The organism is Denitrobaculum tricleocarpae (assembly GCF_007004665.1).
GTDB lineage: Bacteria > Pseudomonadota > Alphaproteobacteria > Kiloniellales > Kiloniellaceae > Denitrobaculum > Denitrobaculum tricleocarpae.
Map to the genome: position 1 here is coordinate 76,580 of NZ_ML660065.1, position 24,088 is coordinate 100,667.

The 24,088-nt window shown below is 61.0% G+C and carries 21 protein-coding genes, 1 pseudogene and 2 riboswitches; of the genes and pseudogenes, 7 read left to right on the forward strand and 15 right to left on the reverse strand.

The window, feature by feature from the left end:
* Nucleotide 1: 1 nt before the first annotated feature.
* Nucleotides 2-892: a LysR substrate-binding domain-containing protein gene (locus tag FKG95_RS27075; protein ID WP_142899593.1), complete on the forward strand. Its 891-nt coding sequence runs from the start codon at nt 2-4 to the stop codon at nt 890-892.
* A 42-nt stretch (nt 893-934) separates the two neighbouring features.
* Here FKG95_RS27075 and FKG95_RS27080 read toward each other — a convergent pair whose 3' ends face one another.
* Both FKG95_RS27080 and FKG95_RS27085 read right to left on the reverse strand, forming a co-directional pair.
* Entirely contained in the window at nt 935-1,861 is a 927-nt protein-coding gene (locus tag FKG95_RS27080) for a class D beta-lactamase (RefSeq protein ID WP_142899594.1), read from the reverse strand.
* A gap of 124 nt (nt 1,862-1,985) precedes the next feature.
* Entirely contained in the window at nt 1,986-2,807 is an 822-nt protein-coding gene (locus FKG95_RS27085; protein ID WP_179954303.1) for a formylglycine-generating enzyme family protein, read from the reverse strand.
* 124 nt (nt 2,808-2,931) lie between these two features.
* Here FKG95_RS27085 and FKG95_RS27090 point away from each other — a divergent pair, with 124 nt between their 5' ends.
* Nucleotides 2,932-3,882: an aldo/keto reductase gene (locus FKG95_RS27090; RefSeq protein ID WP_142899596.1), complete on the forward strand. Its 951-nt coding sequence runs from the start codon at nt 2,932-2,934 to the stop codon at nt 3,880-3,882.
* 20 nt (nt 3,883-3,902) lie between these two features.
* On the opposite strand, the gene FKG95_RS27095 is transcribed toward FKG95_RS27090, so the two are convergent.
* The 3 genes from FKG95_RS27095 to FKG95_RS27105 form a co-directional block, all read right to left on the reverse strand.
* Nucleotides 3,903-5,489, reverse strand: a complete 1,587-nt coding sequence (locus tag FKG95_RS27095; protein ID WP_142899597.1) for a sulfatase family protein — start codon at nt 5,487-5,489, stop codon at nt 3,903-3,905.
* Nucleotides 5,486-7,417 carry a TRAP transporter permease gene (locus tag FKG95_RS27100; protein ID WP_142899598.1) on the reverse strand — a complete coding sequence of 644 codons (1,932 nt, stop codon included), beginning with the start codon at nt 7,415-7,417 and terminating at the stop codon, nt 5,486-5,488. The genes FKG95_RS27095 and FKG95_RS27100 overlap by 4 nt, the downstream gene beginning before the upstream one ends.
* Before the next feature lie 176 nt (nt 7,418-7,593).
* Nucleotides 7,594-8,598, reverse strand: a complete 1,005-nt coding sequence (locus FKG95_RS27105; RefSeq protein WP_142899599.1) for a TAXI family TRAP transporter solute-binding subunit — start codon at nt 8,596-8,598, stop codon at nt 7,594-7,596.
* A 93-nt stretch (nt 8,599-8,691) separates the two neighbouring features.
* On the opposite strand from FKG95_RS27105, the gene FKG95_RS27110 reads away from it, so the two are divergent.
* The 4 genes from FKG95_RS27110 (at nt 8,692) to FKG95_RS27125 (ending at nt 12,272) form a co-directional block, all read left to right on the forward strand.
* Nucleotides 8,692-9,579, forward strand: a complete 888-nt coding sequence (locus FKG95_RS27110) for a LysR family transcriptional regulator (protein WP_142899600.1) — start codon at nt 8,692-8,694, stop codon at nt 9,577-9,579.
* 61 nt (nt 9,580-9,640) lie between these two features.
* Nucleotides 9,641-10,276 (forward strand): DUF6064 family protein, encoded by a 636-nt coding sequence (locus tag FKG95_RS27115; RefSeq protein WP_142899601.1) that lies wholly within the window; start codon nt 9,641-9,643, stop codon nt 10,274-10,276.
* Nucleotides 10,277-10,347: 71 nt separating this feature from the next.
* Nucleotides 10,348-11,436, forward strand: a complete 1,089-nt coding sequence (locus FKG95_RS27120) for a metal-dependent hydrolase (RefSeq protein WP_142899602.1) — start codon at nt 10,348-10,350, stop codon at nt 11,434-11,436.
* A 29-nt stretch (nt 11,437-11,465) separates the two neighbouring features.
* Entirely contained in the window at nt 11,466-12,272 is an 807-nt protein-coding gene (locus FKG95_RS27125; protein WP_246116916.1) for a YggS family pyridoxal phosphate-dependent enzyme, read from the forward strand.
* Here FKG95_RS27125 and FKG95_RS27130 read toward each other — a convergent pair.
* From FKG95_RS27130 to FKG95_RS27145, 4 genes are read right to left on the reverse strand one after another with little or no spacing between them, the layout of a single operon-like run.
* Nucleotides 12,269-13,324, reverse strand: a complete 1,056-nt coding sequence (locus FKG95_RS27130; protein WP_142899603.1) for a FecCD family ABC transporter permease — start codon at nt 13,322-13,324, stop codon at nt 12,269-12,271. The genes FKG95_RS27125 and FKG95_RS27130 overlap by 4 nt on opposite strands.
* Nucleotides 13,325-13,366: 42 nt before the next feature.
* Entirely contained in the window at nt 13,367-14,335 is a 969-nt protein-coding gene (locus tag FKG95_RS27135; RefSeq protein ID WP_142899604.1) for an ABC transporter substrate-binding protein, read from the reverse strand.
* Nucleotides 14,336-14,347: 12 nt separating this feature from the next.
* The gene (locus tag FKG95_RS27140; RefSeq protein ID WP_142899605.1) at nt 14,348-15,127 is read right to left on the reverse strand and encodes an ABC transporter ATP-binding protein; all 780 of its coding nucleotides are present in this window, start codon (nt 15,125-15,127) and stop codon (nt 14,348-14,350) included.
* Nucleotides 15,127-15,561, reverse strand: coding sequence for a DUF1636 family protein (locus FKG95_RS27145; protein WP_218940389.1), 435 nt, complete (start codon nt 15,559-15,561; stop codon nt 15,127-15,129). Before FKG95_RS27145 ends, FKG95_RS27140 begins: the two co-directional genes overlap by 1 nt.
* 106 nt (nt 15,562-15,667) lie before the next feature.
* A riboswitch (cobalamin riboswitch) is annotated at nt 15,668-15,889 on the reverse strand.
* A gap of 370 nt (nt 15,890-16,259) precedes the next feature.
* Nucleotides 16,260-16,439: riboswitch (cobalamin riboswitch) on the reverse strand.
* Nucleotides 16,440-16,632: 193 nt separating this feature from the next.
* On the opposite strand from FKG95_RS27145, the gene FKG95_RS27150 reads away from it, so the two are divergent.
* A complete protein-coding gene (locus FKG95_RS27150; RefSeq protein ID WP_142899606.1) occupies nt 16,633-17,700 on the forward strand; it encodes a cobalamin-independent methionine synthase II family protein in 1,068 nt (355 codons plus the stop codon).
* Nucleotides 17,701-17,782: 82 nt separating this feature from the next.
* Here the strand turns inward: FKG95_RS27150 and FKG95_RS27155 are convergent, their stop codons facing one another.
* The 6 genes and pseudogenes from FKG95_RS27155 to FKG95_RS27180 all read right to left on the reverse strand — a co-directional run.
* On the reverse strand, nt 17,783-18,622 hold the full coding sequence (locus FKG95_RS27155) for a flagellin (protein ID WP_142899607.1): 840 nt from the start codon (nt 18,620-18,622) through the stop codon (nt 17,783-17,785).
* Nucleotides 18,623-18,706: 84 nt separating this feature from the next.
* Nucleotides 18,707-19,540, reverse strand: coding sequence for a flagellin (locus FKG95_RS27160; protein ID WP_142899608.1), 834 nt, complete (start codon nt 19,538-19,540; stop codon nt 18,707-18,709).
* Between the two features lie 84 nt (nt 19,541-19,624).
* Nucleotides 19,625-20,461: a flagellin gene (locus FKG95_RS27165; protein WP_142899609.1), complete on the reverse strand. Its 837-nt coding sequence runs from the start codon at nt 20,459-20,461 to the stop codon at nt 19,625-19,627.
* A gap of 750 nt (nt 20,462-21,211) precedes the next feature.
* Nucleotides 21,212-22,057 carry a flagellin gene (locus tag FKG95_RS27170; protein WP_142899610.1) on the reverse strand — a complete coding sequence of 282 codons (846 nt, stop codon included), beginning with the start codon at nt 22,055-22,057 and terminating at the stop codon, nt 21,212-21,214.
* An 84-nt stretch (nt 22,058-22,141) separates the two neighbouring features.
* Entirely contained in the window at nt 22,142-22,978 is an 837-nt protein-coding gene (locus FKG95_RS27175) for a flagellin (RefSeq protein WP_142899611.1), read from the reverse strand.
* 978 nt (nt 22,979-23,956) lie between these two features.
* A pseudogene (locus tag FKG95_RS27180) lies at nt 23,957-24,088 on the reverse strand (IS481 family transposase); the annotation flags it as partial.

The following is a 24,088-nucleotide window of genomic DNA, read 5'->3' on the forward strand; positions in this document are numbered from 1 at the left end:
CATGAAGGATTTACCCCTCAACGCACTCAGGGCATTTGCAGCCGTCTATGAATGCGGCGGTGTGCGGCCTGCCGCGCGCCTGCTGGACATCGCCCACTCCTCGGTGAGCCGTCATCTGCGCGAGCTGGAGGCTTGGCTTGGTGTGGAACTAATGGAAAAACGCGACGGGCACAGAAGTCTGGCCTTCACCGCTGCGGGTGAAGCTCTGGGCCGCAGCTCCGTCGCCAGTCTCCGGGATTTGAGTGCCGCCGTTACCCGCCTGCGCGAGCAGCGTAAGGGCAATGGAATCACGATCGAAACCACCCCTTCAATTGCGGCCAGATGGCTGCTTCCGCGACTCCCGGCGTTAGAGGCGGCTCACCCCTGGATCGAAGTTTCCGTCGTGGTAGAGCAAAGACTGACGGCACTGGCCGATGGTGGCGTGGACTTTTCCATTCGCATGGGAAATGGGCCATGGCAGGGCTTTGCCTGCGACCCTCTGATGGACGACGCGCTTTATCCCGTCGTCGGCCGCAGTCTCTGGAATCAGCATGCGAAGTCACTGGGAGCAGGAAAGACAGATGACGTCCGCCTGATCCACGATCGTGATCCCCATGCAGCCTGGCAGCTCTGGCAGGCCCACTATCCGCTCGCGGCCTCGGATTTGCGCAGCGGCCCGCGCTTTGCATCTTCCGATCTGGTCTTGCGTGCCGCCGCTCAGAGTCAGGGAATGGCGCTTGCGCGCGATCGACTGGCCCGTGACGACGTCGCCGCGGGTACCTTGATCCGGCCCTTCGGGGGGCAGCAAGTCACATTACCCGACGCTTACTGGATTCTCCGTGACCCAAGCACACCTGAACGCGTTGCCGTTACGGCGGCTATCGCATGGCTGAAACAAGAAGCTGCCGCTTAGCCGGTCAAGGCCACCTCAACACGGCTTGCAGGAACCAGAGCGCTACTTCCAGTCCGGCGGCAGAGCGCCGATCTTCATAAGCAGATCCTCGGACATTTCACGCCGGAAGGTCCGGATCGACGGAAAGTCCTTCCCGCGCACGTAGAGCGCGTAAACGAGGGGCGCACGATCCGGCCGCTCGACCCAGCCAGTGAACCAGCCTTCAAACTCGCCCTGGAAGTTGGTGAGATCGGCCGGTCCGGCCCCGGTCTTGCCATGCAGCACGAAGCCATCTCTGGCATTTGAGATGGAGGCTTCCTTGAGCGCGTCGATGCTGCGCTCCGAAATCTCGAGCTCTCCTGCGAGAAGGGTACTGAGAAACTTGACCTGTTCGATCGGCGAAATCTGCAGCGGTTCGCCAAGCCAGAATTCATCGACCTTACCCGAGACCTGGCTGTTACCGTAGCGAAAGTTGGCCAAGTCCTTGCGGTAGCGCTCGGGGCCGACCTCCAGAGCAATCTCTTTGAAGTACCAGACCACAGAATGCTTGAAGGCGGACCGTAGTGTCTGATCGCCCTGCCAGGCTTTCGGCCAGTAGTCCCTTGGCGGGTACTTCTCGGCATCCCAGGCCTTTTTGTGCTCAAGGTCGGCGGCGACGCCAGTCTCCAGCGCGATCAGAAGGTTCGGGATCTTGAAAGTCGACCAGGGCGAATGCCGGTCATGAATCCGGTCGCGCTGCACGACATAGTATTCATCACTCGCTTTGTCCTGCGCAAAGAAAACCACATCCCTATCGTCGATCTTTGCGTTGAGAGAACTGGTGTCGATATCGATGTAATCGGGGGTGACCAGCGCCGACCAGGCGTTGGATGCAAGCGAGAGAGACGCCGAGGCGGCAAGCCCCGACACGCCCGCCTGCCTCATAAACGCGCGGCGGCTGTGCCCGCGGCGACGAACGATTCCGCCTTTGACCTTGTCCGGCTCACTCATGGTCGACACCCCTTACTCTCTACGAATCCATTTCAATAACACCTACTTATAGGCGTATTTCGTGGCAAGACCATGGCATGTCAAGCTAAGACTGGGTGGGTGCGCGGCGTCACTGCCTTCAAGATCATTCAAGGTCGCCCGCGCAGCGGAAACCAACCATATCCAAGCCGATGTCGGGCGGATTTCCGTGGCGGTAAGCGGTCCGCAGACAATAGGGATTATTGCCCCAGCCGCCGCCGCGCAGCGCCCGTTCGGAGGGCTTGCCGGGAAAGCTGCTCGAGGTCCATTCCCAGACATTTCCCGCCATATCGAACAGACCGAAGGGCGAGCGCCCGGCCGGGAAACTGCCGACCGGTGCGGTGCGCGCGTAGCCGTCGCCGTCGTCCGGTCCGCAGCAGGCAATGCTGCCCGCATTGGCCAGTTTTTCAGACGGCGATAAAGGCGCGTTGTTGCCCCATGGGAAGCGGCGGCCATCGCCGCTACGCGCGGAATACTCCCATTCTTCGTCGCTTGGGAGGCGCAGGCCGTAGTGGCGGCAGAAGGCGTCGGCGTCCCGGGCGGAGACCTGGACGACCGGGTGATCTGCCTTGCCGTCGATGGAACTTTCAGGGCCCTGCGGATGCCGCCAGTCTGCACCGGCGACCGATTCCCAGCGGCGCCACCAGGTGTAACCCTCGCCCTGCCGCTCGACGTCGGTCTGATAGCCGCTTTCCTCAAGAAAACGGCGGAACTGCGCGTTGGTGACCTCGAAGCGCATGATGCGGAAGGCGGGCAGCTCGAGGCGCCGGACGACCTCGTTGTCGTCCCCCTGTGCATCGCCGAGCTGGACTTGACCCGCCGGAATATCGACCAGATCGAAGGCCCCTTCCGCCACCGCGGACAGGGGATAGAGGGGACAAAGCAAAACGACATGACATACAAATGCCACAGAAAACGATTTGAGCATGTTGCACTCCGGATGGACGGTCCCGAAGTATGAACTATCTGAAATTGGAGTGCCGCAAGCTCGCGGAATCTTGAAGCGGAATGAACCTGGCATCAGGTAAGCTGGGGCGGAACGAGAGGATAAGATGAGCGGAACGACCCGGACCATTCGACATAGCCGAAGAGCGGTTTTAGCCGGCGCAACCGCGCTCGCCGGACAGGCCCTCGCCAGCCGTATCCTCCCTGCGCCCGCCCTCGCAGCCAACCCGGGACTTTTGACCCGGCCGATCCCGGCCAGCGGCGAACAGATCCCGCAGCTTGGCATGGGCACCTGGATTACCTTTAACGTCGGTGCCGACGAGGCGCTGCGGGCGCAGCGGGCCGAAGTGCTCCGAACCTTCTTCGAGGCCGGTGGCGCCATGGTCGATTCCTCGCCCATGTACGGCTCGGCGGAGGAGGTGGTCGGCGACTGCCTGAAGCGGATCGGCGGGCGCGAGCGCCTCTTCTCGGCCACCAAGGTCTGGACGGTTTCCAAGTGGCTCGGGGTGAGCCAGATGGAAGAGTCCGAAGAACTCTGGGGCGAAAATCAATTCGATCTGATGCAGATCCACAATCTGCTGGATTGGGAAGCGCATATGGAGACCCTGACCGACTGGAAGGCGAACGGCCGCCTGCGCTACACCGGCATCACGACCTCGCACGGGCGGCGTCATGAGGAGCTGGCCGAGATCATCGTCCGGCAGCCCTTCGACTTCATCCAGTTGACCTACAATGTCCGCGACCGGGAGGTGGAGGAGCGCCTGCTGCCGCTGGCGATGGACAACGGGCGGGCGGTGATCGTCAACCGTCCCTTCCGCCGGGGCGAGCTGCCGCAGCAGCTGGAGAAGCACCCCCTGCCCGGCTGGGCCGCCGAGATCGGCTGCACGACCTGGGCGCAGGTACTGCTGAAATTCGTGATCTCCCACCCGGCGGTGACCTGCGCGATCCCCGCCACGTCAAGGGTCGAGCATATGCGCGAGAACATGGCCGCCTGCCGCGGTCCCCTGCCCGACGCCGCCCTGCGCAAGCGCATGATCACCGATATCGAGGCTCTCTGAGCGCAGGCGCGGCTGAGTCTTTACGCCCGGTAGGCCGGAAGCGGTGCGCGGTCCTGAAGGTCGATCAGGCGCTTGAGCATCCTCTCGGTCAGGTCATGACGTATCTCCGCGCTGGCGGGGTCGTCATAGAGATTTTCCATCTCCTGCGGATCCGCCTGCAGGTCATAGAGTTCGTGCCAGTCTTCGCCGTGGCGCAGGGACATGCGATAGCGCTCCGTGACCAGCGTGCGGACCCGCTGCGGCCGGTCGAAGCCGGTCATCCGGCGCTGGCTGTCTTCCTCCACAATCACGCAATCGGGCGGTGACGATCCGAGGAGATTCCGGCCCTGCATGCCGTTGAAGCTCTGGACCCCGGCACGCGCCAGGATCGTGGCGGAAATGTCGATGCTGGAGGCAAGTCCGCTCTCGACCGCGCCACCTTCTACCACACCGCCCGCCGGATTTGCCGGATCCCGCCAGATAAAGGGCGAACGGATGGTGCTCTGGTAGTGCAGCAGCAGCTTCAGCATCAGGCCGTGATCACCCATGTAGTCGCCGTGATCCGTGGTGAAGATCACGACCGTGTCCTCCGCCAGCCCCAGCGCATCGAGATGCGCCAGCACCCGGCCGATGGCATCGTCGATCATGGTGATCGAACCGTAGGTCAGGGCGATCAGCGCCCGCGCTTCGGCTTCGGTCACCGTGAAGGGGTTCTGGTTGTCGCGCGGATCGCTGCCCTTCTCCATGGCTTCGCGCATGGCCCTGATGGGCGGCAGGTCGCCCTTGCCGAAGGAGTCCGGCAGGACGATGTCGGCGGGGTCATACAAGTCCCAGTATTTGCCGGGCGGGGTGAAGGGATGGTGGGGATCGGGGAAGGACATCTGCAAAAAGAAGGGCGCGTCCGAAGAGGCCCGCGCGCTCAGCCAGGCCTGGGAACGTTCCGCGACCCAGCTGGTCGAATAGAGCTCTTCGGGCACGGCGGTGCGCCAGGCCTGGGGGGCTTTGATGCGGTTGTCCGGCAGCGCATTCTTACGCCCGACCAGAGAGTCGAAATCGGGCCGTTGTTCGCGGGCCCAGAGCAGGTAGTCGCCCGAGGCCTGATCGGCATGGTCGGCGGCGATTTCGACATCCTCGAAACCGTAAAAGTCACCCGTTAGCCGCTGAGCCAAGGGGCGATCCCACTTCAGCGCGATCTCCAGGTCATAGTCCTTGGAGTGCCGGTTGTCTTTAAAGGCATCCCGCAACTCTTCACGCGGGGTATGAAGTTCAGGATCAGGTTCGTAGCGGTTGGTCGCGGGCAGTCCGGTGAAACTCTGCAGATGCGACTTGCCGATCAAGCCGGTCCGGTAGCCCGCATCCTTGAGCAGTTCCACAAAGGTGGTGTGATCGCGCGAGAGCGCTATGCCGTTGTGGCGGGCACCGTGGAGCGACGACATGCGCCCGGTCATGATAGAGGCGCGGTTCGGCATGCAAATCGGGTTGGCGACGTAGAGGCGGTCCCAGCGCGTTCCCCCGGCGGCGATGGCGTCGATGTTCGGCGTGCGGACGGTCTTGTTTCCGTAGCAGCCCAGGTGATCCGCCCGGTGTTGGTCGGTGACGATGAAGAGGAAATTCGGCTGTTTCTTCATTTCGAACCCTCCAGTTCGGGGCCCTTCGCCTGTCCGCGCCGCCAGTCCCAGAGGATCAGCACAACGCCCAGCGCCAGGGCCGGCAGGTGGTAAAGCGGATCGAGTGCGAGCAAGATAAAGGCGGCGAGAAACCGCAAGACCACCTCGGCCCAGGTCAACCGGCCCCGGTCAAAAGCCGAGAGCGCGGATGAGAAGAGCCAGATGCAGAAGAGCGTGCGCGCGAGGATCCAGAGGAACGGGAGGAGATGAAACTCCTCGACGATCAGGATTGTGGGATAAAACGCAAAGATGAAAGGAATGATGAACTTCGCCATGCCCAGGCGGAAGGACATGAAGGCAGTCATAAGCGGGTTGGATCCCGCAATGGGCGCGGCGGCATAGGCGGCGATCGCAACCGGCGGCGTCAGGGAAGAGGCAACCCCGTAGTAGAAAACGAACATATGCGCCGTCAGCATGGAAATGCCCAGGGCCTGGATGGCCGGCCCCATGACCAGAATGATGATCAGATAAGCCGGCAGGGTCGGCATGCCCATCCCCAGGATCAAGGCGCCCACCATGGCCACGGCAAGCGCGGAGAAAAGGCTGTCGCCGCGCACCGAGGCGATCACGTTGGCAAGCTTCAGCCCTAGCCCGGTGGTGTCCAGTGAGCCGACCAGAATCCCGATGGCGGCAATGGCGATCAGGAGGGTCGCGCCCGATTTGCTGCCGTTGATGAAGGAGCGCCAGACCCGCATGGGATTGTTGCGGACCTCGGGATTGATGACGGAAAGCACCAGCAAAACAATGACCGCGTAGAAACCGGCCGCCGAGGTGGAGAGCCCCAGCAAAAGCGAGCCGATCACCGTCGCGATAGGCCCGAGGAAGAGGACGGAGTTGATCAGATCCACGCGCGTGATCCTGTCGTCAATGGTCAGGGCCTGCACCTCGATCCCCTGCCGCCGGGATTCCACCGTGACCGCCGCGAAGAGGCTGAAGTAGTAGAAGAGCGCGGGAAACAGCGCGGCGACGATGATGTTGAGATAACCGACGCCGGTCAGATCCGCCATTACCAGCGCCGCCGCCCCCATGATCGGCGGCATGATCTGCCCGCCTGAAGAAGCGGTCGCCTCGATCCCGGCGGCGAAGGTCGGCGAGAAACCGCGCTTCTTGATCATGGGAATGGTGAAGGTGCCGGTGCCCACGATATTGGCGACGGTACTGCCCGACATGGTGCCGAAGAGCGACGAGGCCAGGATCGCGGCATGGGCCGGGCCGCCCCGGGTCCGCCGGGTTGCCAGGAAGGCGAACTTCAAAAGTGTATCCCCTGCCCCGGTTCCCTCCAGCAAAGCCCCGAAGATGATGAAGATGAACACGGTCGAGAGTACGATGTTCGTGATCGAGCCGAAGACGCCCTTGTTGGTGTTGTACCAGAGCGCTTCGGCCACCTCTTTCAGCGAAAAGCCCGAATGCTCCATGATGCCCGGCAGGTCCTGCCCAAACAGCAGGTAGACCACGGCCAGTGCGCCCACAGAAAAAAGCCCCCAGCCCCAGAGCCTGCGCGTCAGTTCCAAAAAGACAGCGAGGCCCGCGAGGGCCGGCCAGGCGTCGGAATTGGTCACGTCATAAAGCGCAGTCTCCATTTCCGTCTGCACGAAGTGGAAGGACCAGATGGACCAGAGACCCGCCAGGATCAGCACGGTATCCGAGAGCGGGTGCAGCAGGTTCACCGTCCGGCCCGCTTCTTCGGCGAGGCGTTGCCGCATCGCCGCCGACACGGCCACACCGGCGATCAGAGCCAGCGCAAAGCCGCCCGCGCGGTGCAGTTTTGGATCCAGCAGGCCGAGGCCGGAGCTGTAGAGCGCGATGATGCCGAGAAGCGCGCAGGAGAGAATGGACGCGGCGGATAAAGCCTTCGCCGTTACGCCAGAAGGAGGTGTTGGTTCTGTCATGGCCGCGGTCCTGCAGTCTGGATCAGGGATGGAACGATCCGGCGCCGCCGCAGCGAGGCGGCTTTGCCCTCACATTCTACCCGGTGACGCATCAAGAGACGCACTCAGGGACGCCCGTTCAGGGACGCCGGTTCAGGGACGCCCGTTCAGGGAAGCTCCCGTTCGGGGACGCACACTCAGGGACGTAGCGCGTCCGGGACCGCGAAACCGGCCTCGTCGTAGTAGCGAAGAGCGCCCGGGTGCAGCGGCACGTTGATGGCGGTAAAGGCGGTCTCCTTCGTCACTTCCTTCAGGAAGAAGGCGGTGGCCTGGACCTCTTCGATGTTATCCCAGAAGGCCTTGGTGGCCTTGTAGACCACCTCCTCGTCCATGCCCGCATGGGTACCGACAAACTGGAAAAAGCCGAGGGCCGTGATCTCGCCGCCCGTCAGTTGACCTTTGTAGATTCCGCCGTCGAAGCTGGCCATACCACGTCCGGGGCGCCCGAACAGCGCCTTCATGGCGTCGCTGTCGCGCGCGCCGTCAGGAATGGAAAGGACCCGGAATTCGCCTGAAAGGCCGAACTGCTCGATATTGGCCGAACCGACCTCGGCAGGACGCACCATCATATCGATCTTGCCGTCCGAGAGCGCGGCGTAACCTTCGCCCCAGGAGAGGCGAACGGCCTTGTAGTCCGATCCGGCTTCATAGCCGGTGATGATCTTGATCAGGGCTTCCGAAGTGGCGGAGGCGGAGCCCGCAGGCGGACCCGTGAAGACGGTTTTACCTTTGATGTCTTCCCAGTTCTCGATGCCGGAGCCCGCCAGCGTCACGGGATGGTAGGCCCCGGCCTTGAACCCCAGAATCGCCCGCAGGTTTTTCGACAGCTCGGGCGCCGCGTCGATCTTCTGATACATGCGTTTCTGGCCGGCCATCAGGTTGACCAGCGAAGGCACCGACGAAAAGAAGGCAAGCTCGCCCTTCGCGCCCTTGAGCATCGACTTGGTCAGCGTCTGTCCGGCATTGACCTGAATGGTGACGTCCGCCTTCCCGGCCTGATTGGCAAAGGCGACGAACATGGTGTGCACGGGGTCGCCGACACCGGCGGTTTCCCCTTTGAAGACCTCGGCACCAGCGCTTGTGGCGAACAGCAGCGACGCAGCCGCGGCAGCCTGAACGGCCGCCTTCGTGAATTTGATCATTTTTCCCTCCCTCACCTTTTGTTTTTTTTCAGACTACGGGATTCCTTTAATAAAAAATAATGCCTTTTTTTGTCCCATAGATTACTTTTTGGTATGAATATAGATCCACGCCACCTCACCCAGCTTTCCATGATCGTCGAATCCGGGTCCTTCCAGACCGCGGCGGACCGCCTGGGCTTGAGTCAGCCTGCGCTCAGCCGGAACATCAGATCGCTGGAGCAGAGGATCGGCGCCCCCGTCTTCGACCGCAGCGCCCGAAAGGCGATGCCCACCGACCTCGGGCTGCGGCTCGCCCAAAGCGGCCTGACGATCCGTGTCGCGGAGGAACAGGCGCAGTCCTATTCCCAGCTGGCATCGACCGGCGCGGCGGGGGAACTGCGCATCGGAGCGCCGCCGATTATCGCGGGACAATTCCTGACCGATCATATCGCGCAGTTCGTGAGCGACCGGCCCGACTGTAAGCTCGAGCTGCGTGTCGGCCTGGTCCACGAGCTCCGCACGATGCTTGAACGCGCGCAGATCGACCTGGTCATCGGGCCACGGGGTTTGACGGAGTCCATCGCGGACTCCGTGTTTGTGCCTCTGGTGGATGACCGGGTCGGTATCCTCTGCCGCGAGGGGCATTCTCTGCTGAAGAAAGCCAAGGTGACGGCAAGAGACTTCGAAGCGCAGTCCTGGGTCGCCCACTCGCGCGGCAGCATGCTGCGCCGCCAGACGGAGGGCGCGTTGATCGCCATGGGGCTGGAGCAGATACACATCACCATCGAAACGGATTCCATCCGCTCGGTGCTGGAAATCGTCGCCTCGACCGACCTGATCTCCACCATGCCCAGAGAGACAACCCGCCCTTATCTCTCGAAACGATTGCGCTTCGTCGACTTCGACCACCCGCAGTTCCACCGCCCCATCGGCGCCATCCGCCGCAAAACCGCGCCCGCGAATGCGATCGTTGATGCCTTTCTGAAACTCCTGGTACCTTGAGTGTCTCCGCTCGCTGTTCCACGCGCGTTTGTCAAAATCACTATCGGATAGAAAAACCCCTGTGATCCCTTTTTCAGCCGACGTCTTTTTCAATTTTCTGGCTCAGTACAATGCCGCGATCTGGCCGGCGCAGCTTGTCGCCAGCTTTATGGCGCTGGCAGCTGTTCGTCTTGTGATCTGGCCCCTTCAGAACTCAGGACGCATCATCGCGGCGATACTGGCTTTTTTCTGGATCTGGACCGGGACGGTTTATCACCTGAACTTTTTCGCGCTGATCAACTTCTGGGACCTGGGCTTTGGGGTCCTGTTTCTGCTCCAGGCCCTCCTTCTCCTCTGGAGCGGCGTCATTCGGAACCGCCTGAACCCTGCGCAAAAAGCACCAAAAGCCATCTCACGCGCAGGTCAGATCACCTTGGCCGCCGCCCTGGTCATCTACCCCCTGCTCGCGGCGGGTTTCGGGCGGGGGCTGGCGGAGATCGCCTGGGTGGGCACCGGTCCGGCGCCCACCCTGCTCCTGACCCTCGGCCTTCTCGCCCTTGCAGGCGGCGGACGCCTCTGGGGACTCCTGATCATCCCGCTTTTCTGCTGCCTGACCGGGAGTCTCTTCGCCACTTTACTGCCGCTTCCCCAAGACTGGATCCTGCTGCCGGCCGCCCTCGGGATCGTCTGGGTCTTCGTGATCAGCCGGAAGGCGTGACAAAGGACCCGCCCGCACTATATGTCCTGTGACCGGCAGATCCGGTTTTTCTTAAGCGCAGCGCAGGTTTTATGGATTCCCTGACACAGTTCGTACTTGGTTCCGGCGTCGGACTCGCCGTTCTCGGGCGCAAGATCGGCCCGCGTAAAGCGGCGCTGACCGGCGGACTTCTGGGAACCATCCCCGATATGGACGTCTTCTATCCCTTCGAGGATCCGATTGATTCCTTCGTCCTGCACCGCGGCGCCACCCATTCGGTCATCATGCAGGCGGTGGTCACCCCGCTGTTCGGCGAGGCGTTGATACGGCTTTTCAAGGGTCTGCGCGATCACCGGATCATGACCTACCTGGCAGTTTATCTCTGTTTCGTCACCCATGCTCTGGCCGACGCCGCCACGATCTACGGCACCAAACTCTTCTGGCCGATCTGGAAGGAACCCTTAGGCACCGGCTCGATCTTCATTATCGATCCGCTCTACACAATTCCCCTGGTGGTGATCACGGTCTGGGCACTCTGTGTCAGCAGCTGGACGGATCGCTTCCGGCGCGCGGTGACCTTCTGCCTGGCAATTTCCACGGCCTACATGGCCTGGGGCCTGGTCGCGCAGCAGATCGCACTCTCGAAGGCCGGTGACGTGCTCGCGCGCCACGGCATTACGCCGGACCGCATGATTGCGACCGCCGGGCCCTTCAACACGATTTTCTGGAAGGCAACCGCCATCGAAGGCGACCGCTACTTCAATCTCTATGTTCCCCTGCTGGGTGATACGGACAGCATCACGGCCTACGCCCATCCGCGCGGTACCGCTGCCGCGGGCTGTCTCGACAACGCGGAGAGCCTGCGAAAGCTAGCGGATTTCAGCGGGGGCTTTTACCGGATCGACCGGGAAGACGGCAAGCTGGTGGTCTCGGACCTGCGCATGGGCCTGACGCCCGCCTATGTCTTCCGCTTCGCCATCGCCGAGGAGACCGCCGAGGGTCTGAAAGCGATTTTCCCGGAGCGGCGCCGGAGCGACCGCGCCAACGACACGGACTTCGATTGGCTATTCGCCAACCTATCCGGCGACTACGTTCTCCGGCCCGCCGAGGCCGACATGGCCCTGCTGGAGAACCCGCAGTGGCGCTTTGCAGCGCTCGAGACAGAGGCTACCATTTGCTGAGCGTGACAAAATCCCCTTGAATCGGTCCAATGCCCGAAGCGTCTGAAACATCCAAGCCAGCAGAGATGACAGCGGCCCAGGCCCCACCGAGCGTCGCCGCGTCGAGCGTCGAGGACTTCCGCGCCAATCTGGATGCGGTTCACAAAAGGATCGCGCAGGCCTGCGCACGCAGCGGCCGCGATCCCAAGGACGTCCGGCTGCTCCCCGTCAGCAAGACGGTGCCCGAAGCCCGCATCCGCATGGCCTACGCCGCCGGCTGCCGCTTTCTGGGCGAAAACAGGGTCCAGGAAGCCCTGGAGAAATCCGAGGCCATGGCGGATCTGACCGATCTGAAGTGGTCGGTGATCGGACACCTGCAGAGCAACAAGGCCAAGTACGTCGCCCGCTTCGCCCAGGAATTCCAGGCACTGGATTCCCTGAAGCTGGCGGGCGCCCTGGACCGGCGCCTGCAGATCGAGGGCCGGAGCCTGGATGTCTTCGTCCAGGTCAACTCCTCGGGCGAGGACAGCAAGTTCGGCCTGCCGCCCGAAGGCGTTCTGGACTTCGTGCGCCAATTGCCGGCCTTTGGCGCTCTGCGCGTGCGCGGCCTCATGACCCTCGCGCTCTTCTCTCGTGATGAAGCGCGCGTGCGGCCCTGTTTTCAGCGCATGCGGGATCTGCGGAAAATGTTGCGGCAGGATGCGCCGGAGAGCCTCTCCTTCGACGAACTCTCCATGGGCATGTCCGGCGACTTCGAGCTGGCCATCGAGGAAGGCGCGACCGTGGTGCGCGTGGGACAGGCGATCTTCGGGCCACGGAAGACCCCGGATAGTCACTACTGGCCGGGGACGGGTTAAGTCCTTCTTCGTCCCAGCAAAAAGATAAAGAACAGCCCGCCAACGAAACCGGTGAGGATGCCGATGGGCATGTCTTCCGGTGCCAGGATCAGCCGGGAGAAGACGTCGGCCCAGACCAGGAAGATCGCGCCTGACAGCGCCGCGAGCGGCAGGACGCGGGCGTTGTCGCCGCCGACCAGGAAACGCACGATGTGCGGCACCATCAGGCCGACGAAACCGATGGTGCCGGAGAAGGCCACCAGAACGCCGGTCAGCAGTGCCGTGCAGATGAAGACCCTAAGACGAAAGCGCGTGACCTGGATGCCCAGCGTGGTGGCGGTCTCGTCGCCGATGGTCATGGCGTTGAGCGCGCCGGCATGGAACTGGAGATAGGCGCCGCAGAGGAGCACAGCGCTCAGCGGATAGAGCAGATGGCTCCACTGCGCGAGACCGAGGCCGCCGAGCATCCAGAAGACCACCGTGTGGGTGGCCTTGGGATCGCCCAGGAAGATCAGCAGATTGGCGAGCGCCATGATCACGAAGGAGACGGCAACACCGGCCAGCACCAGACGCCCGACGCTGGTGGCATCGGTCACGCGGGTGACAAGGACCACGATGGCCGTCGCAGCCAACGCACCGAGGAAGGCAAAGAGCGGCACGGTCGCCAGGCCCAGAAACAATCCGGTGTGCAGCAGCGCCAGGATGGCCCCGAAAGCGGCACCGGAGGAAATGCTCAGCAGGTGCGGGTCGGCCAGCGGGTTGCGGGTGATCGCCTGCAGCGCCGTGCCGACCATGCCGAGCCCTGCCCCCACCAGAGCCGCGAGCAGAGCGCGCGGAAATCGGATTTCCCAGATGATATTCTCACGCCCCCGGGACCAGGTGACCTCGAAGGCGCCGGACCAGAGTTTGTTGGCGACAATCGACCAGACGGTTTCCAGGGGGATCGTCACCGCCCCCAGGCTGACCGCGGCCAGGACCGAGACCGCCAGCAGAAGGCTGCCCAGACCGAAGAAGCCGAGGCCGGACAGGCCGCGTCTCGACCCCACGCGCTCGGTTTCTGACAGGGAACTCACCTCCGACAACACTTCCTACAATACTTCCTACAATACTGCCCGCTAGAACATTTCAGGGTGGAAGGCCGCCCCCAGACGCTTGATGGCGCCGATGTTGCGCGGGCCCGGGGTTGCCTCGACGTATTCCAGCGTGACGAAGCGGTCGTTCTTGACGGCCTCGATGTCCTTGAAGGCCGGGTTCTTCATCATGAAGGCGCGTTTCTGTGCCGCCGTGACCTGGCCGTAGTTGACGATGACGATGACTTCCGGATTGCGCTCGACCACCGCTTCCCAGCCGATCTTGACCCAGCTGGCTTCGACGTCATCCACGATGTTGCGTCCGCCGGCAGCCTCGATCATGGCGGTCGGGATGCCGTAGCGGCCCGAGGTGAAGACCTGGTCCTCGCCGGAATCATAGACGAACACGCGGACGGGTTCCGCCTTGGCGCCAAGTTTGGCGGTAAAGTCGGCCAGGTCGGCCTTGTAGCCGGCAACCAGCGCTTCGGCCCGCTCCCGCACGTCGAAGATCGCGCCGAGATTGAGCAGGTCCGCGTACATGTCTTCCATGGAGGCCTTGTCCTTTTCCATGATGTGGACGCAGGACTCGGTGAGCTCGTAGACCTTGATGCCGAAGGGCGCCAGGGTCTCCGGCGTGACCTCGCCGCCGACCTTCATGCCGTAGTTCCAGCCGGCGAAATAGAAGTCCGCGTCGGCGCCCAGCAGCACTTCCTTGGAAGGGTACTTCGGCGAGAGTTCCGGCAGTTCCTTCACGCCCGCGCGCAGCTTCTCGTCCAGGGTCTTCCAGCCGGACACCCCGCTGTAGCCCACCATGCGGTCCTGGAGTTTCAGGGCCAGCATCATCTCGGTCAGGTTGACGTCGTTCGAGACCGCGCGCTGCGGCGGTGCGTCGAAGACCACCTCCCGATTACAGCTTTGGACGGTCACCGGGTCGGCGGCGGCGGCGGCGGGAAGCAGCGCGGCGGCAAGACCGGCGGTCAGAGTGAGCGTGAGCGTCGGGAGGACTCGAAACATCTGTTTCTTCCTTTAAGTCTGGTTGGGCAGTTGAAATGAAAAGCGCGGCGCGCCGGTCACGGGCTCCGCGTCGATAAAGCTCTGGACCCTGAAAGCCTCGAGGATCCGCTCGGCGGTCAGGACCTCGGCGGGTTTGCCGACGCCGAGCACATGCCCACCGGCCAAGAGCAGAACCCGGTCGGCGAAGACAGAGGCCAGGTTCAGATCGTGCAGGCTGGCGATCACGGTCGGCCCCAGGCCGCGCATCAGAGTCAGGAGCTCGAGCTGATGGCGGATGTCCAGATGATTGGTCGGCTCGTCGAGAAGGATGACATCGGGCTCCTGGGCCAGAGCCCGCGCGATCATGACCCGCTGCTTCTCGCCGCCGGAGAGCGAGGAGAGATGGCGTTCCGTAAGTTCGCTCAGCTCCATGCGTTCGATGGCGGTCTGCATCATGCGGCGGTCGCGGGCGCCGATCGCGGCGAGGCCCTTGCGGTAGGGTGTGCGTCCCAGAGCGACGATGTCCCGGACCGTGAGTCCGAAGTCGGCGGGCTGTTCCTGCAGCACCGTGGCCAGCTTGCGGGCGCAGTCGCGCGCGCCCAGCGACCAGATGTCCGCGCCGTCGATCCGCACGCTGCCTTCACTGGGTTTCAAGTAGCGGTAGAGGCAGCGCAGAAGGGTTGACTTGCCAGCCCCGTTCGGCCCGACCACCGCAAGGGTCTCGCCGGCCGGGACCGAGAAGGAAACCTCCGATATGATGGCCTTGCCGCCGGCGTGCCAGGAGAGGCCTTGAACTTCGATCCCTGCCGCCATCAGGAATTCGCCGCAGTCAGAAAAACAGGCTCATCTTTTTCTTCCCGAAGCGCGGTGAAGGCCGGGATGCGGGCGAGCGTCTTGGAGCGCAGGGAGGCCGGACGTTCCGTTGAATTTGACCAGCCGTCCGCGCGTGCCCGGTAGAGCCGGGCGAATTCCACCAGGCCCGGAGCATCGCGCGCCGGGTCGAGCCTGCCGAAGAGATAGAAGGCCTTGTCTTCCGCCTGGAACGCCAGGGTGCAGGGATTTCCGCAGCCCGCCATGCAGGCCACGCCGGTGACCTCGAAGCCCTCACCTGTTAGCGCGGCGCGCAGGTCTTCGATCAATGCCTGGCCCGGCCGACAGTCAGGCTTTTCGCCCTTGCAGCTGGTGCAGACAAGAATGCGATGGCGCTGCCGCGCCTGTCCGGTCTCCATTGGTCCAGAGCTTTCCATTCACACCTCCGCGACGCGGCAGGATGAGACGGGTGAACGGACTAAGCTTGGGAGGGATAAGGGACCCGGTCTTGCTCGTCGTTCCACCGGAACACCCCGTCCGGGTCGAATTGAACATGTGACGGCAGGTCTCCTGGCTCACGGCTTCCATTCTTCCGCGCCTTCCCAACCGAATGCTTCCCGGTCAGTGGCTTAGGGCGGAAGAACACACCGCTCACAGTTGCGGGGGCAGCCACGGTATTGGTCCCTGATGGGTACGCCGCACCGTGTTCCCTTTTAATCCCAGAGGCAGCTTCAGACTCCGGGAACCATCACCTTCAGAATTCGAGGAAACAGGGCATTGAGTCAAGTTTCTATTCCTGACCCCCGGCCGAGTGACCACGACACCGTCACGACAAACCGTGGGCTGATGTATCCGTCCAGGTGCTTCCTTAAAAACACCCAGACGGAGTCCGCCGCCCCACCGATCAGCTGTTCAATCCAGTCAATCAGTAAAATGATATGTTATAACGTATCATTTTACTCTGTCAATCGGGACCTGTCGGCGTTCCGACGGCTGCGACGGCATATCACTTCGGCGTTTCGGGCCGCCGGCCTTTCGGTGTATCGAAGCTTCGCGACCAGCTTTCCACGGCTGGATTCCCGCCATCGATCTGCCGGGCTTGACGCAGGGTCACACGAAGGGCCGTACGGCCAAGCCGCGTTTCAGGGGAACGGTAGGACTCCGGTTCCGTCCCTCTTGCCAGAGCATCGGACAGACGCTCACCGTTCACAGTTGCGGGGGCAGCCAGGGCCTCGATCACGCCATCTGACGGCGGCTCAGTCGTTCCCTGTTCCCTCTTACTTCCCCGAGGGGAAGCGTTAGTGCAGCGAGCGATACTCCTTTTCCCGCCCGGACAGCAATAGCTATCTTCGGGTGATTTAGTGAAAGGCGTGAGTCGCGGAATTGGCGAGCGCCTGATCTGGCATTTTTCCGTTCAAGCGCCTGGGAAAGATTGTGTTTCCACTGTGGAGATGCGAGCCTGATCGTGCGCGCAAAGATCCGAATGAGAAAACGACCGGGAGGCTGTTATGGGGATTCCGACAGAGGCAATCGGCAGTGTGCCGCGTCCGGCCTATCTGCTCGAAGCCATGCAGAAGCACGCGGACGGAGCGCTGGACGATGCCGGCTTCGCGGCCGTCACGGAGCGGGCCGTGGCCGAAACCCTTAAAGAGATGGAGGCTACGGGTTCGCAGATCATCACCGACGGCGAGCAATCGAAGCCGAGTTTTATCTCCTACCCGCTGGCCGGCCTCGACAACCTGGCAGGCGACGGTGTCGTCATTTCCTTTGAAGACGGCCATACCCGCCAACTGCCCCGGCTGACCAAGGGCCCCTTCCGCTACGGCGCCACGACCGGCGACTACGTCAGACAGGCGCGCAAGCATACCCACAAGATGATCAAGCAGGCCGTGATCGCACCTTCGGCGCTCAGCCTGATCTATCCGCCGGATGGGATCGAAGGCTACAGCCGCGACCAGTTCATCAGGGATCTGACCGAGGAATGCACCAAGGACATCCGCTCGGCGATCGACGCGGGTGCACTGAGCGTCCAGATTGATTTCACCGAGGGACGCCTGTCCTGCAAGCTCGATCCCTCACGCGGTCTGCTGCGCGAGTTCGTTGCACTCAACAATGCGGTGCTCGATCGCTTTTCCGAAGACGAGAGATCCATGATCGGCGTCCATACCTGCCCCGGCGGCGACCATGATTCCACCCACTCCGCGGAGGTGGATTATGCCGAACTGCTGCCCGATCTCTTCAAGCTGAACGCGGGCCGTTTCTTCATCCAGATGGCGAGCGAGCCGGACAAAACCCGGGTGCTCGATCTGATCGCGCATGAACGCCGGGCCGGACAGAAGATCTATATCGGCGTGATCGATCCGATCAATGAGGAGATCGAGACCGCCGAGACCGTTTGCGAACGGACCCTGCAGGCAGCGGAACATATCGGGGTCAGTAATCTGGGTACGACCGACGACTGCGGCTTCTCGCCTTTCGGTGATGACATTGTCACGGCGCGGGCGACGGCTTTTGCCAAGATCAAGGCCCGGGTCGAAGGCACGAAGCTGGCGAGCGAGCGCCTGGGTGTCACGTGAGATAGATGCTCCGGTGTTCAGAATCAGAAAGGGCGGCGTGAAAACCACGCCGCCCTTCCCGTTTAAAGCGCCGAAACGCCTTCTACTGAAGAACTCGCAGGAGTGACTGCGGGATCTGGTTTGCCTGGGACAGAGCCGAGACGGAGGCCTGCACAAGAACCTGTGAGGACACCAGCTTGGCCTGCTCAGCCGCCAGATCAACATCCGAGATCGCCGATTCCGCGGCCTGGATGTTTTCCGTAGAGGTCGCGATCTGCTGACCACGGAACTCGAAACGCGAGATAAACGCACCCGCGTTCGCCCGGGCTTCGGAGATGGTATCGATGGCCGTATCGATCTGTGTCATTGCGGAACTTGCGTTTGCAGCCGTCGCAACACTCGAGGCAATACCCAGGGCGGTTGCGCCGAAAGTTGTGCCAGCCGTACCGCCCGCAAGGGAGGTAAAGTTGACCGAGATCGTATCGTTGGCATCTGTGCCGACGAAGAACGCGGTGTTGGTTGTGGTCCCGCTGAGCAGCGAGTCACCGTTAAAGCGGGTCGTATCCGCGATACCGTTGATTTCGTTGACCAGTTCCTGAAATTCCGCGTCGATGAAGGCACGTTCGTTATCGGTTGGAACACCGGACAGCGAGGCCGCTGCCAGGGCTTTCATCCGCTGCAGAACGTCACCGATACGGTTCAGACCACCGTCGGCAACCTGGACCATCGAAGCCCCCTGAGAGGCGTTGATGGAAGCCTGCTGAAGCGCAACGACGTCGGAATTCAGACGGGCAGCGATCGCGAGACCGGCAGCGTCGTCCGAAGCCCGCACGATGCGCGAACCGGAGGCCAGCTTACCAACAGACGAAGACGCCATGCTGGTGTTGTAGTTCAGAAAGCGTGTGGCCGTGTTGGCGGCCGTATTTGTAGCAACTACTGGCATTTTAAAATCCTTCTACTTGAAGTCGGAAACCTCTCCTTCCTGGAAAGGCACTTCAGAGATCGCCTAACTGGCGATCGCCGTCGTCTACTGAAGAACTCGCAGGAGTGACTGCGGGATCTGGTTTGCCTGGGACAACGCCGAGACGGAGGCCTGCACAAGAACCTGCGAGGACACCAGCTTGGCCTGCTCAGCCGCCAGATCAACATCCGAGATCGCCGATTCCGCGGCCTGGATGTTTTCCGTAGAGGTCGCGATCTGCTGACCACGGAACTCAAAACGCGAGATAAACGCACCCGCGTTCGCCCGGGCTTCGGAGATCACGTCAATGGCCGTATCGATCTGACCCATGGCAGTCTCTGCGTTTGCAGCCGTGGTCACATCTGCGGTCAGGGTCATTGTTGCCGACGTGAAGTTGGTCACGCTGGCAAGCGCGCTGAAGTCGACGTCAATGGTATCGTCCGCATCGGTACCGACGAAGAATTCCGCCGACCCGGTGCCGGTGCCGTCCAGAAGCGAGTCACCGTTAAAGCGGGTTGTCGCCGCGATACCGTCGATCTCGTTGATCAGCTCCTGATACTCCGCATCGATGAAGGCACGTTCGTTATCGGTTGGAACACCGGACAGCGAGGCCGCTGCCAGGGCTTTCATCCGCTGCAGAACGTCACCGATACGGTTCAGACCACCGTCGGCCACCTGAACCATCGAAGCGCCCTGGGAGGCGTTGATGGAGGCCTGCTGAAGCGCAACGACGTCGGAATTCAGACGGGCAGCGATCGCGAGACCGGCAGCGTCGTCCGAAGCCCGCACGATGCGCGAACCGGAGGCCAGCTTACCAACAGACGAAGACGCCATGTTGGTGTTGTAGTTCAGAAAGCGTGTGGCCGTGTTGGCGGCCGTATTTGTAGCAACTACTGGCATGTTAATATCCTTCTACTTGAAGTCGGAAACCTCTCCTTCCTGGAAAGGCACTTCAGAGATCGCCTAAGCGGCGATCGCCGTCGTTTACTGAAGAACTCGCAGGAGTGACTGCGGGATCTGGTTTGCCTGAGACAACGCCGAGACGGAGGCCTGCACAAGAACCTGCGAGGACACCAGCTTGGCCTGCTCAGCCGCCAGATCAACATCCGAGATAGCCGATTCCGCCGCCTGGATGTTTTCGGTCGAGGTCGCGATCTGCTGACCACGGAACTCGAAACGCGAGATAAACGCACCCGCGTTCGCCCGGGCTTCGGAGATTTCGTCGATTGCGGCATCGACTTCATCCATGGCCGTCGCAGCATTGGCCGCCGTATCGACAGCCGTCGTCACGGCCAAAGTACCGGACGTGAAGTTGGCCGAACCCGCGGCCAGGGAACCGAACCCGACAGTGATTGTGTCGTTCGCATCGGTACCAACAAAGAACTCGGCAACGGTCGTACCGGTACCGTCCAGAAGCGAGTCACCGTTAAAGCGGGTTGTGGCCGCGATACCGTCGATTTCGTTTCGCAGCTCAGAGTATTCCGCATTGATGAAGGCACGTTCGTTATTGGTTGGAACACCGGACAGCGAGGCCGCTGCCAGGGCTTTCATCCGCTGCAGAACGTCACCGATACGGTTCAGACCACCGTCGGCAACCTGAACCATCGAAGCGCCCTGGGAGGCGTTGATGGAGGCCTGCTGAAGCGCAACGACGTCGGAATTCAGACGGGCAGCGATCGCGAGACCGGCAGCGTCGTCCGAAGCCCGCACGATGCGCGAACCGGAAGCAAGCTTACCAACAGACGAAGACGCCATGTTGGTGTTGTAGTTCAGAAAGCGTGTGGCCGTATTGGCGGCCGTATTGGTAGCAACTACTGGCATGTTAATATCCTTCTACTTGAAGTCGGAAACCTCTCCGTCCTGGAAAGGCCGTTTAGGGAGCACCTACATGGCGTTCCCAGACCCGCAAATCCAAAACGCAGGCTTACGGGTCCGCATGCCTACACGCAATTCCGATGCCAGCTTTTTACGCAAAAATCGTTTGTTGAGTAATAAATAAATTCAATTGGTTAGCATACGGTCTATTTTTTAGCCCGGCAAAATTTGCCTGCTGGAGGTAGGAAATTTCTGCCGGAAGCATGCCTAAGCGGCAGATTTTTCCGTGCAAAGGGATAAAAAGGAGAAAAATCAGCTGAAATGAGCGAGTTTTTTCTATTTTTTCATTATATATCAATATCTTATAGTGTTGGAATGGTAGAGTCAGAAGTGACCTGCCCCGAGCGCCCAAATCCGGACGCCTGACATTCTGAGCCCTCGCGCCCCCAGACGCCCTGAAATCCAGGGGGCTCCGGAAGTCCTGGAACCTTGAGAGCCGTCAAATCCAGGAAACAGCCCCCCATAAGCTTGAAACTGAGCAAGTTTGAAACTGGGAAAGCCGGACGCCCGAAGCTATAGAGTCGGGAGGGGATGGTCTTGGAGGGCTAAAAGCGTGAAGACCCCGAAATCCGGTGGACTCGAGGTCACAGACACAAAAAGGGCGGCGTGATGACCACACCGCCCTCTCCGTTGAAAACCTTCAGAACCCGACCGTTCTCAAGGAATTTCCTCAAGAACGGCCAGGCTCGAAAGCCGTTACTGCAGGACTCGCAAGAGTGACTGCGGGATCTGGTTGGCCTGGGACAGCGCCGAGACCGACGCCTGCACAAGGACCTGGGAAGACACCAGCTTGGCCTGCTCTGCGGCCAGATCAACATCCGAGATCGCCGATTCCGCGGCCTGGATATTCTCGACAGAGGTCGCGATCTGCTGACCACGGAACTCAAAACGAGACATCAAAGCACCGGCATTGGCGCGGGCTTCCGAGATGATGTCAATCGCGGCATCGACCTCGCCCATCGCCGAGGTGGCGTTGGCCACGTTCGTAACGCTGGAGGTAACATCCAAGCCATCGGTACCCGCTACGGTGAAGTTCGTGATACCCGTCGCTAAGGCAGCAAAGGTAACTTCAATGTTATCGCCGGCGTTGGTACCGACGAAGAAGCTCGCCTGTGTGGTCCCCTGACCATTCAGAAGCGATGCACCGTTGAAGCTGGTCGTGTTCGCGATACCGTCGATTTCCTGCCTCAACTGCTGAAACTCAGCATCGATGAAGGCACGTTCGTCATTGGTCGGAACACCGGACAGCGAGGCCGCCGCCAGAGCTTTCATACGCTGCAGAACGTCGCCGATACGTGCCAGGCCGCCGTCGGCGACCTGAACCATCGAGGAACCTTGAGACGCGTTGACGGCCGACTGCTGCAGAGCAACGATATCCGAATTCAGACGCGACGCGATCGCAAGACCGGCAGCATCGTCCGACGCCTTAACAATCCGCGAGCCGGAGGCAAGCTTGCCGACGGAACCCGCTGCCATGGAAGAGTTGTTGTTGAGGAAACGTGTGGCCGTGTTGGCGGCCGTATTTGTAGCTACTACTGGCATGTTAAAATCCTTCTACTTGAAGTTAAAAACCTCTCCTTCTTGGAAAGGTGTCTCAGAGATCGCCTACGTGGCGGTCTCAGTCGTTTACTGAAGAACGCGCAGGAGTGACTGCGGGATCTGGTTGGCCTGGGACAGCGCCGAGACGGAGGCCTGCACAAGGACCTGGGAAGAGACCAGCTTGGCCTGTTCAGCCGCCAGATCGACATCCGAGATGGCCGATTCCGCGGCCTGGATGTTTTCCGTAGAGGTCGCGATCTGCTGGCCACGGAACTCAAAACGAGACATCAAAGCACCGGCATTCGCACGGGCTTCCGAGATGATGTCAATCGCGGCATCGACCTCGCCCATCGCCGCGGTAGCGTTTGCAACGTTGGTAACGCTAGAGGCAATACCCAGGCTGCCTGTCGTGAAGTCAGTGGCACCCGCCGCAAGGGAAACCCAGGTAACATCAATGTTATCGCCGGCATTGGTACCGACGAAGAAGCTCGCCTGTGTCGCCCCGGTACCATCGAGAAGCGATGCACCGTTGAAGCTGGTCGTGGCGGCCATACCATCGATTTCCTGCGTCAACTGCTGAAACTCTGCATCGATGAAAGCGCGTTCGTCATTGGTCGGAACACCGGACAGCGAGGCCGCCGCCAGAGCTTTCATACGCTGCAGAACGTCGCCGATACGTGCCAGGCCGCCGTCGGCGACCTGAACCATCGAAGAACCCTGAGACGCGTTAACGGCCGCCTGCTGCAGAGCAACGATATCCGAATTCAGACGCGACGCGATCGCAAGACCGGCAGCATCGTCCGACGCCTTAACAATCCGCGAACCGGAGGCAAGCTTGCCGACGGAACCCGCAGCCATGGAGGAGTTGTTGTTGAGGAAACGTGTGGCCGTGTTGGCGGCCGTATTTGTCGCAACTACTGGCATGTTGAAATCCTTCTACTTGAAGTGGCCAACCTCTCCTTCTTGGAAAGGCCCCGGAAAACGACAACCTACTTGGTTGCCAGCACACAAACAGATCCAATTACGGAACATTCATGCCCGGGCTTTACACGCAAATATAGTGCCAGTTTTTTTTCCTAATTTTTGATCTAAGAGAATCTAACAACTTCAAGTGGTTAGTTAATTATTGAAATTCTCTTGAGGCAAATTTTGCCGGTCTTCGGCAGGAATTTTTTGCCGTTCAGAGTATTTTGTGGAAATTTTTGCCTATTTGTACACCAATAAGATGTTTATGGCACAACCAATTATAGGCAGGCATCGAAATTGTATTAATGCGAACAAAATCTATGCGAGAATATTTTTTGCCTGTTTACCATTAATTGCCTACTTATGTTTGTAAGAATATAAACAGAATTGATCTGTCGAGTTATGAATAGAGTGCAAAGCGAAAGCTTCACGCACTTATCAAAAGACGTGTCCCATTGTCCGGACGGGAGATTCCAAAACACTCTCTTTTTACGCGTTTTTCTTTGCATTCGAACAGCAGCCGTGACACCGGCATCCGGGAGTCTGCAACTCGATTTCGGCTGCATGAGTTCATCCACCACGAAGCACCTCGAAAGACGGTGAAAGTGACGAGCCTGGTCATTGCGCCCGGTTTCAGGCGTGGTGTGGCAAACAAGGCTGGAACCGCGGCCTGGCGCGAAGGCTCGCCATCCTGTCGCCCGTTTGGATTGCGTCTGCGGACATCACTCCAGCCTGCCTCAAATCGCCGGAGAGACGCCCGATCACAAGCGAAACGGACTCAGCTCATCACGCAGGCACCACAAAATGAGAAAGCCGCCTTTCAACGGCTGCGGACTGGGTTGGGGCGAAAGCGCAAAGCCTTTACAGAGGGAGCAGCGAGATCGGATTACGTTTCAGAGTCCATTCGAGCCGGGAGGAAGAAGAATGCCTCGCGGCCTAGGTGTTTAGTCCCGGCATGTGGTGGATAGGATCGAGTGTGAACCGCTCGGTTTGTTCAGTCCAGAGCTTGCAGATGTATTCGTATGGTGTGAGGCCTTTGAGGGTTTTGAGCCGCTTTGCGAAGTTGTA